Here is a 17,248-nt window from a genome sequence, read left to right as displayed (position 1 = left end):
GGCCAGGCCTCGAAAATCAGAGTTGCTTGACAACAATCTCTTCTTCGGCCGCCACCTTCAGCGGATTGCGCAGCGGCAGGCCGAATTCGGCGACTTCGATCTCGAAGAGGTCCCCCTCTTCCGTCTTGATGCCGTCGGCAAAGGACAGCGTCGCCGTGCCGAACATATGGACATGGACATCGCCCGGAACACGGAAGAGGCCATATTTGAAATGGTGATATTCGAGGTTCGCAAAGGTGTGCGACATGTTCGCCTCACCCGACAGGAAGGGCTTTTCGAAGATCACCTTGTCGCCGCGCTTGATGCGCGAAGTGCCGCGGATATCGTCGGGCGCGGCGCCGATGCGGATTTCCGGACCATAGGCCGCCGGGCGCAGTTTCGAGTGGGCCAGATAGAGATAGTTGATCCGTTCGGTGACGTGGTCCGAAAACTCGTTCGACAGGGCAAAACCGATGCGGAACGGCGAGCCGTCCTTGGCGATGACATAGATGCCCGCCATCTCAGGCTCTTCGCCGCCGTCAAGCGCGAAGGAGGGCGAGACGAGCGGAGCACCGGGGGCAGCCGTGCCATAGCCGTTGCCCTTGTAGAACCATTCGGGCTGCACGCCCTTTTTGCCAGCCTTCGGCTTGCCGTTCTCCAGCCCCATCTTGAACATCTTCATCGAGTCGGTCAGCGTTTCCTCGGCCGCCTCGGTGGTCTTCTTGTGCATGGAATCACGAGTGGCGGCAGAGCCGAGATGGGTGAGGCCGGTGCCGGTCAGATGCAGGTGGGCGGCGTCGGGATGGGTGATCGGCGGCAGGAAGCGGCCTTCAGCATAAGCCTTCTCAAGGTCGACGGTCTCGCCGTAACCATGGGCCTCGATAACAGCGGCAAGCGACTTGCCGCCGTCGGCGGCTTCCATCGCCAGCGCATAGACGCTGCCGGCGTTGTTGACCGACCTGGCCGCGCCGCCCTGCTCGCGCACGGCGACGACGATCTCTCCGTTGGCACCCTTGATCTGGGAAATAAGCACGACTTCAATCCTTCTCGTTTCGGCGAGTTTTAGAAAAAGCTCCGCCCGTCCGGCTCCCACGGGAGCCGGAATCCATCATTCATATGACTGCGAATGCCTGGGCTGCGCTTAGGCGCTCAGCCCTTGTTCTTGTTGTAGACGTCGAAGAACACGGCGGCGAGAAGCACCGCACCCTTGACCATCTGCTGCGAGTCGGTGCCGAGACCGTGGATCGACATGCCGTTGTTCATGATGCCCATGATAAGCGCGCCGATCACCGCACCCGTCACCTTGCCGACGCCGCCCTGGGCCGACGCGCCGCCGATGAAGCAGGCGGCGATGACGTCGAGCTCGAGACCGAAACCGCCCTTGGCCGTCGCCGAGTTGAGGCGCAGCGCCACGATCAGGCCGGCCAGACCGGCAAGCAGGCCCATATTGGCGAAGGTCAGGAAGGTCAGCCGCTCGGTATTGATACCGGAAAGCTTGGTCGCCTTCTCGTTGCCGCCCATGGCGTAGATGCGCCGGCCGATCGTGGTACGGCGGGTAATGAAGGCATAGGCAGCGACGAGGACGAGCATGACGACAAGCACGTTCGGGAAGCCGCGATAGATTGACAGCTGGTAGCCGAGCCCCAGGATGGCAAGCGAGACTATGATGTTCTGGGCCAGGAAGAAGCCCATCGGTTCGACGTCATTGCCATGCTTCTCGTTCGACAGGCGCTTGCGCCAGGCCAGGTAGAAGAGAGTGACGGCGCCGACGACGGTCAGGATGATCGAGGTCGAGTTGATGCCGCCCATGTCGATGAGGTTGGGCAGAAAGCCGATGCTGATCAGCTGGAACTCCGGCGGGAACGGACCGATGCTGGTGCCGGTGCCCGATGCCGTCATCACGAACAGCGTCAGGCCACGGAAAACCAGCATGCCAGCGAGCGTGACGATGAAGGACGGGATCTTGTGATAGGCGACGAAATAGCCCTGCAGGCCGCCGACCAGCGCGCCGAGCGCCAGGCAGACGACACCCGCCAGGACATAATTGACGTGCCACTGCACCGTCATCACCCCGGCGATGGCGCCGATGAAGCCGACGACCGACCCGACGGAAAGGTCGATATGGCCGGCGACGATGACCAGCAGCATGCCGAGCGCCATGATGACGATGAAGGAGTTCTGCAGAATGATGTTGGTCAGATTGAGCGGCCTGAAGAGAACGCCACCGGTCGAGAACTGGAAGAACACCATGATCGCGATGAGTGCGATGAACATGCCGTATTCGCGGATGTTGCCGCGGATATAGTCTCCGATCGAGACGACACGCCCCTGCTCAGCGATGGGTTGATTGATCGGCGTCATTGTTTCTTCTCCCCTGAGCGCATGATAGCGCGCATGATGGTTTCCTGGCTTGCTTCTCCCTTCGGCAGTTCAGCGACGATGCGTCCTTCGTTCATCACGTAGATGCGGTCACAAGTGCCAAGCAGTTCCGGCATTTCCGATGAGATCATCAGAACGCCTTTCCCATCGGCGGCAAGCTGGTTGATGATAGTGTAGATTTCGTATTTCGCGCCGACATCGATGCCGCGCGTCGGCTCGTCCAGGATCAGGACATCGGGACCGGAAAACAGCCACTTCGACAGAACCACCTTCTGCTGGTTGCCGCCGGAGAGATTGACCGTCTCCTGGAAGATGCTCGAGGAACGGATACGCAGCTTCGACCGATAGTCGGTGGCAACCCGCGATTCCTTGACGCTGTCGATCACCGAGGCATTCGACACCGCCTTCAGATTGACGAGCGTCGTGTTGTGCAGGATCGTGTCATTGAGCACCAGGCCGAGCTGCTTGCGGTCTTCGGTGACGTAGGCGAGGCCGGCGTCGATCGCCTTGCGCACGGTGCTGACGTCGACCGGCTTGCCGTGCATCAGCGCCTCGCCCGAGACCTTGTGGCCATAGGACTTGCCGAACAGGCTCATGGCGAATTCGGTGCGCCCTGCCCCCATCAGCCCGGCGATACCGACAACTTCGCCCTTGCGAACGGTAACGTTGATATTGTGCAGGACCTGGCGGTCGCGGTGCTGCTGGTGATAGGCGTTCCAATTCTTCACTTCGAGAATGGTTTCGCCGATCGGCACCGAACGCGGGGGATAGCGGTCTTCGAGATCGCGGCCGACCATGTTGCGGATGATAATGTCTTCGCTGATCTCGTCGGCGTGACAGTCGAGCGTCTTGACGGTCATGCCGTCGCGCAGGACGGTGATCTGGTCGGCGACCTTGCGGATCTCGTTCAGTTTGTGGGAAATGATGATGGAGGTGATGCCCTGCTTGCGGAACTCCACCAGCAGGGTGAGCAGCGCATCGGAGTCGCTTTCGTTGAGCGACGCCGTCGGCTCGTCGAGGATGAGCAGCTTGACGCTCTTCGACAGCGCCTTGGCGATCTCGACGAGCTGCTGCTTGCCGACACCGATGTCGGTCACCAGCGTGTTCGGAGATTCGGACAGGCCGACTTTCTTGAGCAGCTGCTTCGTGCGGTTGAAGGTCTCGTCCCAGCTGATGACGCCGCTCTTGGCATTCTCGTTGCCGAGGAAAATGTTTTCGCCGATCGACAGCAACGGCACCAGCGCCAGTTCCTGGTGGATGATGACGATGCCGATTTCTTCGGAGTCCCTCAGCGCCTTGAAGTTGCGCGTCTCGCCTTCATAGACGATGTCGCCGTCATAACTTCCGGTGGGATAGACGCCCGATAGCACTTTCATCAGGGTCGATTTGCCGGCCCCGTTTTCGCCTACCAATGCGTGAATTTCACCCTTGCGAACCTTGAGGTTCACGTTCTCCAGCGCCTTGACGCCCGGGAACGTCTTGGTGATGCTCCGCATTTCGAGGATGGTATTGTCCATAGTCAAAGTTCCAGCGCCCCCAGCCCGTCAATGGATGGGTAATCATAAAATCGAAGGCCGGAACCCGCAAGCGCGAGCTCCGGCCTCCAGCTTAACTTACTTCAGCTTGTCTTCGGTGTAGTAACCGCTGTCGACGAGGATCTGCTTGTAGTTGGTCTTGTCGACGGCAACCGGCTTCAGCAGATAGGACGGAACGACCTTGACGCCGTTGTCGTAGGTCTTCGTGTCGTTGACCTCAGGCTCCTTGCCGGACATGACGGCATCGACCATGGCAACCGTGACCTTGGCGAGTTCGCGGGTGTCCTTGAAGATCGTTGAGTGCTGTTCGCCAGCAATGATCGACTTGACCGACGGGATTTCAGCGTCCTGGCCGGTGACGATCGGCAGCGGCTGAGCAGCCGTACCGTAACCAACGCCCTTCAGCGAGGAGATGATGCCGATCGAGAGGCCGTCATAGGGAGACAGGACGGCATCGACCTTGGCGTCGGTGTAGTTTGCCGAGAGCAGGTTGTCCATGCGGGCCTGGGCCGTTGCCGGATCCCAACGCAGCGTGCCGACCTTGTCCATGCCGGTCTGGCCGGACTTCACGACGAGCTTGCCCGAGTCGATGTAGGGCTGCAGGACGGACATTGCGCCATCATAGAAGAAGAAGGCGTTGTTGTCGTCCGGCGAGCCGCCGAAGAGTTCGATGTTGAACGGGCCCTTGCCGTCCTTGAGGCCGAGGCCGTCAACGATGGAGTTGGCCTGAAGAACGCCGACCTGGAAGTTGTCGAAGGTGGCGTAGTAGTCGACGTTGCCCGAATCGCGGATCAGACGGTCATAAGCGATGACCTTGATGCCGGCGTCGTGTGCCTTCTGCAGAACGTCGGACAGCGTGGTGCCGTCGATCGAAGCGATGACGAGGACCTTGACGCCCTTGGTCACCATGTTTTCGATCTGCGACAGCTGGTTCGGAATGTCGTCGTCGCCATACTGCAGGTCAGTGCCGTAACCGGCAGCCTGCAGCTGCTTGACGATGTTGTTGCCGTCATCGATCCAGCGGGCCGAAGCCTTGGTCGGCATGGCAATGCCGACGGTGCCCTTGTCGGCGGCCATCGCCGGTGCAACGAACGAAGCGACGCCGAAGGCAGCCGCGGCCATCAATGAGATAATGGATTTCATTTCTCTCTCCCTTGTTAATAGAGCAGCGGACGAAAAATCGCCCGCCCCGAAACTGTGGCAGGTTCCGTATTGGATAGTTACTTCAGATGGTGAGAAACGAAGTAGGTCTCCTCCACGATCTCACACGTGTTGAGTGCCAACCAGCACACGGCGGCAAACTGGTATGGATTCCTATAACTGTCAAATAGAATAAGTGGTAATGTGCATAACAATTTTGGTATATCGTTAAAAAGTATTACTTTTGATGGAGCGCAGTGGGGAGGCTGCAACCATGACGATCGTTTCAGAGCCCGTTTCGATGGATCACGTCGATATCCACAGCGACAATTTTGGCGACGACAGCTTTCTCCGTTCGGGACTTAAGCTAAATCACCTGCGCATCATCGTCGCAATCGAAGATAGCGGACAAATTTCCGCAGCCGCTGATGTGCTCAACATCTCGCAGCCCGCTGCATCGCGCATGCTGTCGGAAATGGAGGCGATCACCAAGACATCGCTCTATGAACGCGTCGCCCGAGGCGTGGTGCTGACAACCTTCGGCGCGGCCCTTGCCAGACGCGCCCGCAAGATCCTGCTGGAGCTGCGCGAGGCGAGCCGCGAGATCGGCGAATTGAAGAGCGGCAAGGGCGGCCCGGTGTTCATCGGCGCGGTGACGGCGCCGGCCATGAGCCTCGTCGTGCCGGCGATCAACAGGGTGCGCAAGGCCTATCCCGGCATCGAGATCAACATCCAGGTGGAGACGAGCAATGTGCTGGCGCGCGAGCTGCTTGCGGCCCGCCACGACTTCATCATCGGCCGCATTCCCGACGACCTCAACCCGCGCCTGTTCGAAGTGAAAGAGATTGGCATCGAACGCGCCTGCCTGATTGTGCGCAACCGCCATCCGCTCCTCAAAAAAAAGAAGACAAGCAGTCTTTCCGACGTCAGGGATTACGACTGGGTGTTCCAGCCGCCGGGCACGCTGCTGCGCCGCACGATCGAAGACATTTTCCTGTCGCGCGGCGTGGCGCTGCCGGGGAACATCGTCAACACCTCTTCGCTATTGCTCACCTGCGCCATCGTCTGCGAAACCGATGCGATCGCCCCCGTCGCCGTCGATGTCGCCCATTTCCTCGCCAGCCAAGGCGCCAAGGCGTCCGACGTGCGCATGCTGCCGATCGATTTCGACATCAACGTCAAGCCATACAGCCTGATCACGGCGAGAGAACGGGCGCTGCCGCCGAGCGCCAAGCTGCTCTACGACATCATCCTCGAGGAGAGCCGCAAGCAGGGCGGCTAGATGTGAGCTTTCCGGGCGACATCATGCTCCACCGATTTGACCGCAAGCCCTGCACCATCTTGCCAGGATCTAACGTCTTCGAGAGGAAGGCGCATGCTGTTCGGACAATCAGTATTTGAATCGGTGCTCGAGCGGCTGAAGGCGGAGGAAGAACCGGTCGAAGAGACGCAGGGGCCGGCTGCCCACCGCGTATCCGGGCTTGCCACCGGCCTCGCATTCGATGTCATGGAAGGCATTTCGGTCGCATCGCAGCGGATCGGCGAAGCATATTTCGATAATCTGGGCAGCGAGCCTGCGGCCGAGGAGGCTCCCCCGCCGGCGCCGGAACCGGTCATGCCGGACCACCTCGCCCGCATCGCCCCGGAAGAGATCGCCGCCGAACTGGCGATCGCTGCCGCCGATACCCAACAGACGCTGAACGAGAAGCGGCGCGCCTTTGCCAGGGCCAATCATCCTGACGGCGTCGCAGAGCCTTTCCGCGACAATGCCAACAGGCGCATGATGATCGCCAATCTGCTGATCGACGAGGCGATGCGCCGCCTGCCGCAAAGCTGACGCTATCTCGAACGCCGGCAAACTCCCGACGCTATGGAAGAGAGCCGCCATCCGGCTCAATTCGAGCACGCTATATGTGCTGTTTTCCCGCGATTCAACCGATCATCATCGTACTCAGTTCGATTATTTCGCGCTGAGGTAGCGGATAAACCTCCTGCTTTTTGGTATCGGACATAGCGTATTTTCAGGATCCTACAGCCATGCCTACGCCCTTTTCAGTAGGGCACAGCGCTAACTGGCGAAATTGAATGCGATACAACACGTTGTAGCATCGAGCGGTTTAAATGTTTTCAGGAGACCGCCCACATGTCATCTACGGAAGATCCGAAGCAACCGCGCAACACGGCGCGCAGACATTTTCTAGGTGTAGCGGCAGCCGCCGGTGCTCGCCTTGCCGGCCTGGCAGCCATGGCCACGGCAATTTCCATCTCTCCGGCCAAAGCGATGGGTCGGCGTTGGGGACGGGGCGGCTCCGGTGGACACGGAGGTTCCGGCGGGAGCGGTGGCCATGGCGGCAGCGGCGCAAATTGCTTCCTGCGGGGAACGGCGATCCTCACCGATGGCGGTGAGAAGCCCGTCGAGGATCTCAGCATCGGTGATCGCGTTGCCCTTCCTGATGGCAGCACCCGTGCGGTAAAGTGGGTCGGCCGCCAAAGCTTCAAGACGAGCGGCGGACGCTGGCAAAAAGACGTCGTGCCGATCCGAGTTTGCCGCCGCGCACTGGACGGGCACACACCCCATTCGGATCTTTATCTGTCGCCTGGCCACGCGCTGTACCTGAACGGCGTTTTGATCCAGGTGAAGGAGCTCGTGAACGGCACGACGATTGCACCGGTCGCTCCCGCCCCCGACCGATCGATCGACTACTATGCCGTCATGCTCGATACGCACGAAGCTATCCTTGCCGAAGGTGCTGCGGCTGAGTCCTTCCATCTGAAAAACAGCAATCACGAGAACTTCTGCAATTTTGCAGAATACCAGCGTCTCTATGGCGAGGAACACATCGTGATGACATCTTTTGCGCCTTTGTTGGGAGGCGGCTGGTCGCATTTGAAAGCGCTTCTTCTGCTCGGCGTCTCGCCACTTGTACCGATACGCGATCCCTTCGGGGATGCTTGCGAAAAGATCGACGCGCAAGCCAGGGAATTGTCACTCTGACAGGACGGGAATGCGCATAGACCGCGCTCGCTTCACCCGAAGCCGTGCGCCGGCTTTGCGACAATATCGAACAAAGATGTCAAGCGCGGCGCGCATCGGAAAGAGCGCGGCGCGCTTCGGCTGCGACGAAGCCGATGAGCTCGCCGATCTCTTGATCGGCGAATCGCCCGCTACTATTCCGCCTGCCCATCTTTCGAGGGCTTTTTGGCGGATGTCTCATCGGCCTCGTCCTCTCCCTCGGCGCCAGGCTGCGCAGCCGGCTCTGCCGACTGCTGTTGCGGCTTGAAGGTCCAGAACAGCATATAGAAGGCATAGGCGCCGGCCGCCGCGGAGATCACCGCCCAGAAGGGATCACCGCCAAAAATCTCGACCGCGGCCCAGCCGAAGCAGACGGCAACGATGCCGACACGCACCCAGAGGCGCTGGTATGCCGGATGATTCGGATCGATCAGTTGCATGTCTGTCCCCGCGGTCGCATTTTGTCGCACTGTCCTTTAGTTGGAATCTTGCAAATGTGAAAGAGTCGCGGGCTTGACGCGACGCGCAGATGATGGAATGAAAATTCCAGATTTATGGCAATTCGGTTTATTTGTTCCGAATTCAAGGGAGATTGAAATGACTGTAAGATTTGGTCTTCTCGGCGCCGGCCGCATCGGCAAGGTCCACGCCAAGGCCGTCAGCGGCGATGCCAATGCGACGCTGGTTGCGGTCGCGGACGCCTTTCCGCAGGCGGCGGAAGCAATCGCTTCTGCCTATGGCTGCGAAGTCCGCACCATCGGGGCAATCGAGGCGGCAAAGGATATCGACGCCGTCGTCATCTGCACGCCGACCGACACCCATGCCGACCTGATCGAGCGCTTCGCCCGCGCCGGCAAGGCGATCTTCTGCGAAAAGCCCATTGATCTCGACGTCGCCCGCGTCAAGGCCTGCATCAAGGTGGTGGAAGCGACCGGCGCCAAGCTGATGGTCGGCTTCAACCGCCGCTTCGACCCGCATTTCATGGCGGTGCGCAAGGTCATCGACGACGGCAAGATCGGTGATGTCGAGATGGTGACGATCACCTCGCGTGATCCCGGCGCCCCGCCGGTCGACTATATCAAGCGCTCGGGCGGCATCTTCCGTGACATGACGATCCACGATTTCGATATGGCCCGCTTCCTGCTCGGCGAAGAGCCGGTCTCGGTGCTGGCGACCGCCGCCGTGCTCGTCGACAAGGCGATCGGCGAAGCCGGCGATTATGACAGCGTCTCGGTGATCCTGCAGACCGCTTCGGGCAAGCAGGCCATCATCTCCAACTCCCGCCGCGCCACCTATGGCTATGACCAGCGCATCGAAGTGCACGGTTCCAAGGGCATGGCGGCAGCCGAAAACCAGCGCCCGGTCTCGATCGAGGTGGCAAACGGCGACGGTTACACCCGCCCGCCGCTGCATGATTTCTTCATGACCCGCTACACCGAAGCCTATGCCAACGAGATCGCCGCCTTCATCGCGGCGATCGAGAAGGGCACGAAGTTTGCCCCCTCCGGCGACGATGGCCTGGCAGCGCTGGCGCTCGCAGACGCCGCCGTCCAGTCGGTCAAGGAAGGCAAGCTGATCAAGATCGGCTGACGGTCCTCTCCCGACCGGAAGTCGTGCATGAGATGGCCGGGCTCTGCCCGGCCGTTTTGCGTTTGGCTGTGCTCGGCCTTGTGTCAGGGCTGGCCGACTTGTGACGGGGCTGCCCCTCATCCGGCTGCTGCCATAACGGGGCGAAGGGAATATGCCGCGGCCTCTCCGTCCCTCGCTACCTCTCGCAGGGCAAGTCCCCTCGCCCCGTTATTACGGGGAGAAGGTTAGGGTGAGGGGCAGCCATCAACGCCGAAGCGCCGCCAGGATCTCTCCCTAATCCGCCCCCTGCCCCCCCGACAGCACAATATCCTGGTCGATCACCGAGAGCGCCCGGTTGAGGTGGCCCTCGAAGACGAGGATGGGTTCGTCGGCGACGACGCGGATCTCCGGCATGCCTTCCATGCGCACGATATGCGACTGGCCGAGGCCCTCTTCGATGCCCTGGCGCAGCAGGTCATAGTAGCGGGTGCCGGGGCCGGTGATGGCGATCGGCATGCGTTCGGTGAGGCTCAGCATGCGCGACAGACCGTTGCCGAGCGCCAGCCCGGCCTGGCGGAAAGCGAACGCCGAGGTTCGGTGGCCCTGGCGGGCGCGGGCGGCGATCTTGTCGAGTTCGGCGACGGGCACGAATTTGGCCGGGATCGTATCGAGCGGCACTTCGAAGGCGCTGCGCAGGATGGCGTAGAAACCGGCATAGGCTTCGATGCAGCCGCGGGTGCCGCAGCGGCAGAGACCGCCACCCGCCATGTGCAGCATGTGGCCAAAATTGGGAGCGGAGATCTCCTGGCCGGTCTGGCCGCCGCGCCGGACGATTCCGAGTCCGATGCTGTGGCCGAGCGAGAGTGCCGCGAGCGAACGGAAATCGGTGCCCTTGGCGATCTCCTCGCGGGCGCCGAGCGCGGCGGCGACGAGCAGCGTCTCGTTGTCGAGGATGACCTTGGCCTGCCAGTCCGGTCGCAGCGCCGATGCGAAATCGATCTGGTCACTGCCGAAGATCGGCGACCACAGAAGAACCGGCTCGGCGGAATGGACGAGGCCCTTGGAACTGATCGAGATCAACAGCACCTTGTCCTGGGAGATCCGGGAGCGATCGAGAATGCGCGAAAGCCCGGCCTGCACCCGGGCGACGAAGCGGACGGCACCCGCCGGATCATGCGAACGCTCCTCGCTGAAGCGGTCGATCAGCTTGCCTGCATAATCCACCAGCGAATATTGCACGGCATCCGAGGAGATGATGACGACGATCAGATAGCCGCAATCGCGCCGCTGGCGCAACAGCACGCGCGGCCGGCCGCGGCCGCTTGCCGCCTGCTGCTCGGACTTTTCGATGATCTGGGCGCGTTCCAGATCGGCTGTTATCGCCGAGATGGTGGCCGAGGAAAGGCCGGTGAAATCGGATATTTCGGTATGGGCGAGCGCGCCGTGGCGCCGCAGCACGGACAGCACGAGCACGCTGTTTCTCTGCCGGACCAGCTCCGTGCTCGACTTGGTCAGCATGGATGCCGCCCTCTCCTCCTGCTTTCGTGAGACCATGACGCCGCCTGAAAACCGCTTACGGTTTTCGGCATCATGCTCTTCATCCGCCCTCACCTTCCCCTGCATCTCCGGTCGCTTTTGCGCAAGCGAATTAAGCCGGCGATGCAGAGTTGACAGTTGAAAAAATCTCTGACAGTTAATTTCTCGACTGTCGAGAAAAAAATCTCGACAGCTTTCGCGGTGGCCGGAGGAAGCATGGGCTGGGCCGGTCGCAACTCACTCGGGAGGACACTTATGAAGTCTATTATGAAACTGATGGCAGGCGCTGCCATTCTCGTTTCCGTGCATACTGCCGCCATGGCTGCCGATCTCGTCGTCGGCGTTTCCTGGTCGAATTTCCAGGAAGAGCGCTGGAAGACCGACGAAGCCGCCATCAAGAAGGCTCTCGAAGCCAAGGGCGCCAAATATATTTCCGCTGACGCGCAGTCCTCGGCCGCCAAGCAGCTCACCGACGTCGAATCGCTGATCTCGCAGGGCGCCAATGCGCTGATCATCCTTGCCCAGGATTCCGACGCCATCGGCCCGGCGATCGAAAAGGCCGCGGCCGAAGGCATCCCGGTCGTCGGCTACGACCGGCTGATCGAAAACCCGGCTGCCTTCTACATCACCTTCGACAACAAGGAAGTCGGCCGCCTGCAGGCCGAGGGCGTCTTCAAAGCCAAGCCGGAAGGCAACTACGTCTTCATCAAGGGCTCTTCTTCCGACCCGAACGCCGACTTCCTGTTCTCGGGCCAGCAGGAAGTGCTGAAGGCTGCGATCGACGCCGGCAAGATCAAGAATGTCGGCGAAGCCTATACCGACGGCTGGCTGCCGGAGAATGCTCAGCGCAACATGGAGCAGTTCCTGACCGCCAACAACAACAAGGTTGACGCTGTCGTCGCCTCCAATGACGGCACGGCCGGCGGCGCGATCGCAGCGCTCGACGCCCAGGGCCTCGCCGGCTCCGTTCCGGTGTCCGGCCAGGACGGCGACAAGGCGGCGCTGAACCGCATCGCGCTCGGCACGCAGACGGTTTCCGTCTGGAAGGACAGCCGCGAACTCGGCAAGCGCGCCGCTGAAATCGCTCTCGACCTCGCGGGCGGCAAGGATATGAGCAAGATCGACGGCGCCCAGGCCTTCAAGGGCGGGCCGAAGGGCGTGGAAATGCAGTCTGTCTTCCTGAAGCCGCTTGCCATCACCAAGGACAATCTGAACGTCGTCATCGACGCCGGCTGGATTTCCAAGGCTGAAGCCTGCCAGGGCGTCAAAGCCGGCACGGTTGCTGCCTGCAAATAGGCCAGCTTTGAATTAGAATAACCGGCGCCGCAGCGGATACCGTTGCGGCGCCGGATGCGGACGGGAATTCCAACGACGAAGTTTTCTCCGCCTCGCCGCACCATCGCAGACTTGCATTCCCTGGCGGAAGAGCGTCGCGACGCCACGCGACCGGCTTCCGGAAGCATCGCGATGGTCAGTTGAAGACAGACGAATGACGCCTTTCGCAGCCTCTCGCATGCTGGCGCAGCCGTCCAAACAAGAATGGGGGAACGGCAAACCCATGGCCGAAATGGTAAAATCAACGACCTCAAGCGGGCCGCGAACGGCGGAAGCCAATCCGGTAAGCCGCTTCTTCCGCGCCACCGAGATCGACACGCGCCTGCTCGGCATGATCGGCGCGCTCGTGATCATCTGGATCGGTTTCCACATCATCACCGGCGGCCTGTTCCTGACCCCGCGCAATCTCTGGAACCTCTCGGTCCAGACGACCGACATCGCGATCATGACGACGGGCATGGTGCTGATCATCGTCACCCGCAACATCGACCTTTCGGTCGGCTCCGTGCTCGGCCTCTGCGGCATGATCATGGGTGTGACGCAGGCGAAGATCCTGCCCGAATATATTGGCTTCGACAGCCCTTTCACCTGGGTGGTCACGCTGCTCATCGGCATCATTGCCGGCGGCCTGATCGGCACCTTCCAGGGCATGATCATCGCCTTCCTCAACGTTCCCTCCTTCATCGTCACCCTCGGCGGCCTGCTCGTCTGGCGCGGCGCGACCTGGCTCGTCACCAGCGGCCAGACGGTTGCCCCCATGGACCAGACCTTCCGCATCATGGGCGGCGGCGCCGAGGGCTCGATCGGCGCGACCTGGAGCTGGGTCGTCGGCATCGCCGCCTGCCTCTTCGTCATCGCCAGCATCATCGGCTCGCGCCATCAGCGCCGCCGCTTCGGCTTTCCGCGCCGGCCGATCTGGGCGGAATATTTTCTCGCGACCTTGAGCTGCGTGCTGATCCTCGGCGCCGTCTCGATCGCCAACAGCTATTACTGGCCGATCAATATCGCCAAGAAATATGCCGAGACCAACAATATCCCCTGGCCGGAAACCGGCCTCGATATTCCCTACGGCATCGCCGTGCCGGTGCTGATCGCCATCGTCGTCGGCATCATCATGACCTTCATCGCCACCCGCCTGCGCTTCGGGCGCTATGTCTTCGCGATTGGCGGCAACCCCGAGGCGGCCGAACTTGCCGGCATCAAGACCCGCTGGGTAACGGTGCGCATCTTCGCGCTGATGGGCGTACTCGCAGCCATTGCGGCGGCGATTTCCACCGCCCGCCTCAACGCCGCGACCAACTCGCAGGGCACGCTCGACGAGCTCTACACCATCGCCGCCGCCGTTATCGGCGGGACGTCGCTCGCAGGCGGCACCGGCACCATCGCCGGCGCCATGCTCGGCGCGCTCGTCATGCAGTCTCTGCAATCCGGCATGGTGCTGGCGCATGTCGACACACCGCTGCAGAGCGTCGTCGTCGGCACCGTCCTTGTCGTGGCGGTCTGGCTCGACACCGTCTACCGCGCCCGTGCCAAGTGAGAGGAGCTCCAGATATGGCTGATCAACGCACTCCCCTCGTGGAACTGAAAAACATCTCGATCTCCTTCGGCGGCATCCACGCCGTGGACAACGCCTCGGTCGATCTCTACCCCGGCGAAGTGGTGGCCCTGCTCGGCCATAACGGCGCCGGCAAATCGACGCTGATCAAGATCCTCTCCGGCGCCTACAAGCGCGATGGCGGCGAGATTCTGATCAATGGCGAGCCGGCCGAGATCCGCAACCCGCGCGATGCCAAGAAATACGGCATCGAGACGATCTACCAGACGCTTGCTGTGGCAGACAATGTCGACGCCGCCGCCAACCTCTATCTCGGCCGTGAACTGAAGACCCGCTGGGGCACGCTCGACGACGTGGCGATGGAAGCCTCGGCGCGCGAGGTGATGGGGCGCTTGAACCCCAACTTCAAGCGCTTCAAGGAGCCGGTGAAGGCGCTTTCGGGCGGCCAGCGGCAATCGGTGGCGATCGCCCGCGCCATCCTCTTCAACGCCCGCATCCTGATCATGGACGAGCCGACGGCGGCCCTCGGCCCGCAGGAGACGGCGCAGGTGGGCGAGCTGATCAAGCAGCTGAAGAAGGAAGGCATCGGCATCTTCCTCATCAGCCACGACATCCACGATGTCTTCGACCTCGCCGACCGCGTTTCGGTGATGAAGAACGGCCAGGTGGTGGGCCACGCCCGCACCGAGGACGTGACCAAGGACGAGGTGCTCGGCATGATCATCCTCGGCAAGGTGCCGCCGAAAGCCATCCCCGGCCCCGGCGCCATGCAGATCTGACCGCCGGCGCCCCGCCCTAGACAACCAAGCTCCGCCGCCCACAAGGCCGGCGGAGTTTTTATGTGGCATTCCGCAGGCTGACGGATAAAAACGCCCGCCAAATTGCAAGCATCGGTATTTCCGAGAATTTCGCGATTGAAGCCGGCCGCAAGCTAGGCTAAGAACCACCCATCGGACAGGCGATTCAAACCGCCTTCGGCATGCACCCGTAGCTCAGCTGGATAGAGTGTTGGATTCCGATTCCAAAGGTCACAGGTTCGAATCCTGTCGGGTGCGCCAATTTTTTCAGGCATTTTCGGGATTTGCATCAGCGGCGAAAAGCTGCAGGAAGCATATAGGAATCAAGCTCCAATAGCCTTGTCCACATCTCTCATGCCTCACTTCGCCGTTTAGCTGTGGCGGGGCGAGATCTTTGGCGCAACCTGGCACGAGGTTGTCACACGAAAACAAAAGATAACGTCGCCGCCAAAATCGTCCGGCCCGGCAGTTGTTCTTTCGATGCGAGTTATGTGCATTTAACTGCTCCTTGCGGCGGATTTGCCTTGATGCCAATGGCAGCGACCCTGACCTTGCCATGCCTCTCGACAATCTGGCTGCCATTCTATCCGAGCAGCTGAAGTGTTGGCTGACGACATCGCTGACATGGAAGATGACGACACTTACGATCTGAGCGGTTCAGCCAAATCTCTTAAATCGCGGATCTGAGGGGCACCGCGGAACCATTGATTGCCTTACGGAATTTCGTAAACTACCCTTCATTTCCGAGAGCGGTTTGAGGACGCTCCAAAGGGCATCCCGCATGAGGAGCATACAATGATCCACGAATTGCGCATCTATACATGTTTGCCGGAGAGGCTGCCGGCACTACAGCAGCGTTTCGAGACCGCGACGCTGGCGATCTGGGAACGCCTCGGCATCCGCTCACTCGGCTTCTGGACGACGATGATCGGTTCTTCCAGCAACGATCTGACCTATCTGCTCGAATGGCGGTCGCTGGCGGAGCGCGAGCAGAAATGGGCCGAATTCATCGCTGATCGTGAGTGGCAGGAAGCGAAGGCGAAGAGCGAGGCGGATGGGGCGATCGTCGCCAACATCACCAGTTCGCTGCTGAAGCCGACACGCTTCTACCGCGGCTTCTCCAACCCGTCGGAATAACGGTTACGGCCGGCCATGACCACGCGCGACACCGTCACCCTCCCTGAAGACGCCGCCAGCCGGATCGCAGATAGTTCGCGAGCTGATTTGCCGATCATGCGATGTTGATGGAAGTGCCTAAACCGTATTATGGCGAGCACCTACGTGCGAAATGATGACAGCTAAGCAGTCTACTTACACCTCTACCTTCATCGAGCCGTACGGGAGCGGCCTAGCGAGCTTAGTCATCATGCCTTCTAGCGCCATTTCTGTTTGAGCGCGCCGCCAACCGTGGACATTTGAGGCTCCCGAGTTCGACGGAACAGCCTCGATCCCACAGAGAGTCGGACAGCAGGCATTTAAGTCACTGCTAATGCTCCCCATATAAGATGCTGCGCCGGTCGGGTTCTTCGTCCGGCGTAGCGGCGTGCTCCTGCGTTCATGGATGGTGCAGTTGAGCCGCCGCACTTCTTTCTCAACGGAAGCCGAAGAAGCTCAGGATAGCGAGTACGATGACTACGGCGCCGACGAGCCAGATTAGGTTATTCATGTGAAATCTCCTTCAAGATGAAATGAGCCAAGCTGCAAGCACATAATGTGTGGCGGCAGTTCATGTTCCATTTCTCATTGCCTGGACATAGACGAGCTGCCCTCCTTTGCGCGCGGCGAGCAGAAGCCTGCCGATGCCGCCGAACGAGGCTGTCGACTTCTCATATCCAATGATCGCGAAGCTGTCGCTCTGGATGCATTTGATCTTCAGTCACTCGCCGCCTCGGCCGCTCCGATAGGTGCTGTTCCGATCCTTGGCGATGATCCCCTCCCCGCTCCCTCGTAAACATCTATCGAACGAATGGGGAAGAGATCGGGAAGAAGCTCCTTGTGGAAGGCTTCGCTCGCAGCTGGAGCCCGAGGCGACGCAACGATTGGTGTGATTGAGGTGGAATAGGGGATGGCCGCCCAACGCACAGGAGATACAATGCTCGGGGTATAGCAAAGTGATCGCTGAGCAGCCCACCCACCTCAATGTTACGAGATATTACTGCAAGTAGAAGTCAATTTGTGTTTTCGTGCGAAATCGAAAAATATTCCCACTGGTTGAAAATTCATTTGTGAACGCAGAACCGTTAAAAGTAATATTTTTGAAAAATTTCTGAGCTCGTGCAAAGTAATTTGCAGCGCCCAGGTGCGCGATTCCTTCAAAAGAACCCCACTGTGCCAACCCCCGCTAAGCTGCGGGGCGCTGTTTGTCCAGCATCGTACCGGAACCGCATTGGACAATACAGGTTAACTCACC

General features: G+C 60.6%; 14 protein-coding genes, 1 tRNA gene and 2 pseudogenes. 10 read left to right on the top strand and 7 right to left on the bottom strand.

Annotated features, from left to right (window positions below; genetic code table 11):
• Window positions 1-16 precede the first annotated feature (16 nt).
• The 4 genes from araD1 to chvE all read right to left on the bottom strand — a co-directional run bounded on the left by araD1 (window position 17) and on the right by chvE (window position 5,036).
• Window positions 17-1,012, bottom strand: a complete 996-nt coding sequence (gene araD1 / locus HJC04_RS20080) for an AraD1 family protein (protein ID WP_210630320.1) — start codon at window positions 1,010-1,012, stop codon at window positions 17-19.
• A 116-nt stretch (window positions 1,013-1,128) separates the two neighbouring features.
• Window positions 1,129-2,340: a multiple monosaccharide ABC transporter permease gene (gene mmsB / locus HJC04_RS20075; RefSeq protein WP_210630318.1), complete on the bottom strand. Its 1,212-nt coding sequence runs from the start codon at window positions 2,338-2,340 to the stop codon at window positions 1,129-1,131.
• A complete protein-coding gene (gene mmsA, locus HJC04_RS20070) occupies window positions 2,337-3,875 on the bottom strand; it encodes a multiple monosaccharide ABC transporter ATP-binding protein (protein ID WP_221146925.1) in 1,539 nt (512 codons plus the stop codon). Before mmsA ends, mmsB begins: the two co-directional genes overlap by 4 nt.
• Before the next feature lie 96 nt (window positions 3,876-3,971).
• Window positions 3,972-5,036 (bottom strand): multiple monosaccharide ABC transporter substrate-binding protein, encoded by a 1,065-nt coding sequence (chvE, locus tag HJC04_RS20065; RefSeq protein ID WP_004668889.1) that lies wholly within the window; start codon window positions 5,034-5,036, stop codon window positions 3,972-3,974.
• A 271-nt stretch (window positions 5,037-5,307) separates the two neighbouring features.
• On the opposite strand from chvE, the gene HJC04_RS20060 reads away from it, so the two are divergent.
• The 3 genes from HJC04_RS20060 to HJC04_RS20050 all read left to right on the top strand — a co-directional run bounded on the left by HJC04_RS20060 (window position 5,308) and on the right by HJC04_RS20050 (window position 8,028).
• Entirely contained in the window at window positions 5,308-6,315 is a 1,008-nt protein-coding gene (locus HJC04_RS20060) for a LysR family transcriptional regulator (protein WP_210630316.1), read from the top strand.
• Between the two features lie 93 nt (window positions 6,316-6,408).
• Window positions 6,409-6,870: a hypothetical protein gene (locus HJC04_RS20055; RefSeq protein ID WP_210630314.1), complete on the top strand. Its 462-nt coding sequence runs from the start codon at window positions 6,409-6,411 to the stop codon at window positions 6,868-6,870.
• Between the two features lie 306 nt (window positions 6,871-7,176).
• Entirely contained in the window at window positions 7,177-8,028 is an 852-nt protein-coding gene (locus tag HJC04_RS20050; protein WP_210630312.1) for a Hint domain-containing protein, read from the top strand.
• 173 nt (window positions 8,029-8,201) lie between these two features.
• Here the strand turns inward: HJC04_RS20050 and HJC04_RS20045 are convergent, their stop codons facing one another.
• Window positions 8,202-8,486 (bottom strand): hypothetical protein, encoded by a 285-nt coding sequence (locus tag HJC04_RS20045; protein ID WP_221146924.1) that lies wholly within the window; start codon window positions 8,484-8,486, stop codon window positions 8,202-8,204.
• A gap of 157 nt (window positions 8,487-8,643) precedes the next feature.
• On the opposite strand from HJC04_RS20045, the gene iolG reads away from it, so the two are divergent.
• Window positions 8,644-9,636 (top strand): inositol 2-dehydrogenase, encoded by a 993-nt coding sequence (iolG, locus tag HJC04_RS20040; RefSeq protein ID WP_221146923.1) that lies wholly within the window; start codon window positions 8,644-8,646, stop codon window positions 9,634-9,636.
• A gap of 273 nt (window positions 9,637-9,909) precedes the next feature.
• On the opposite strand, the gene HJC04_RS20035 is transcribed toward iolG, so the two are convergent.
• A complete protein-coding gene (locus tag HJC04_RS20035; protein WP_210630306.1) occupies window positions 9,910-11,133 on the bottom strand; it encodes an ROK family protein in 1,224 nt (407 codons plus the stop codon).
• A gap of 273 nt (window positions 11,134-11,406) precedes the next feature.
• Between HJC04_RS20035 and xylF the strand changes: the two genes are divergently transcribed.
• The 5 genes from xylF (at window position 11,407) to HJC04_RS20010 (ending at window position 15,975) form a co-directional block, all read left to right on the top strand.
• Entirely contained in the window at window positions 11,407-12,447 is a 1,041-nt protein-coding gene (xylF, locus tag HJC04_RS20030) for a D-xylose ABC transporter substrate-binding protein (RefSeq protein WP_085860222.1), read from the top strand.
• Between the two features lie 262 nt (window positions 12,448-12,709).
• Window positions 12,710-14,023, top strand: coding sequence for a sugar ABC transporter permease (locus HJC04_RS20025; RefSeq protein ID WP_210630304.1), 1,314 nt, complete (start codon window positions 12,710-12,712; stop codon window positions 14,021-14,023).
• A 14-nt stretch (window positions 14,024-14,037) separates the two neighbouring features.
• On the top strand, window positions 14,038-14,820 hold the full coding sequence (locus HJC04_RS20020) for an ATP-binding cassette domain-containing protein (protein ID WP_085738045.1): 783 nt from the start codon (window positions 14,038-14,040) through the stop codon (window positions 14,818-14,820).
• A 202-nt stretch (window positions 14,821-15,022) separates the two neighbouring features.
• Window positions 15,023-15,099 (top strand) — tRNA-Arg (locus tag HJC04_RS20015).
• Window positions 15,100-15,633: 534 nt separating this feature from the next.
• Window positions 15,634-15,975, top strand: coding sequence for an NIPSNAP family protein (locus HJC04_RS20010; RefSeq protein WP_138393473.1), 342 nt, complete (start codon window positions 15,634-15,636; stop codon window positions 15,973-15,975).
• 595 nt (window positions 15,976-16,570) lie between these two features.
• Here the strand turns inward: HJC04_RS20010 and HJC04_RS31840 are convergent.
• A pseudogene (locus tag HJC04_RS31840) lies at window positions 16,571-16,774 on the bottom strand (ATP-dependent DNA ligase); the annotation flags it as partial.
• A gap of 2 nt (window positions 16,775-16,776) precedes the next feature.
• Here HJC04_RS31840 and HJC04_RS31835 point away from each other — a divergent pair.
• Window positions 16,777-16,890: pseudogene (locus tag HJC04_RS31835) on the top strand (thermonuclease family protein); the annotation flags it as partial.
• Window positions 16,891-17,248 lie beyond the last annotated feature (358 nt).

Source organism: Rhizobium sp. NLR8a (assembly GCF_019685235.1).
Lineage (GTDB): Bacteria > Pseudomonadota > Alphaproteobacteria > Rhizobiales > Rhizobiaceae > Rhizobium.
The sequence above is the reverse complement of the archived record's forward strand: the minus strand, read 5'-3'. Positions and strand labels throughout refer to the sequence as shown.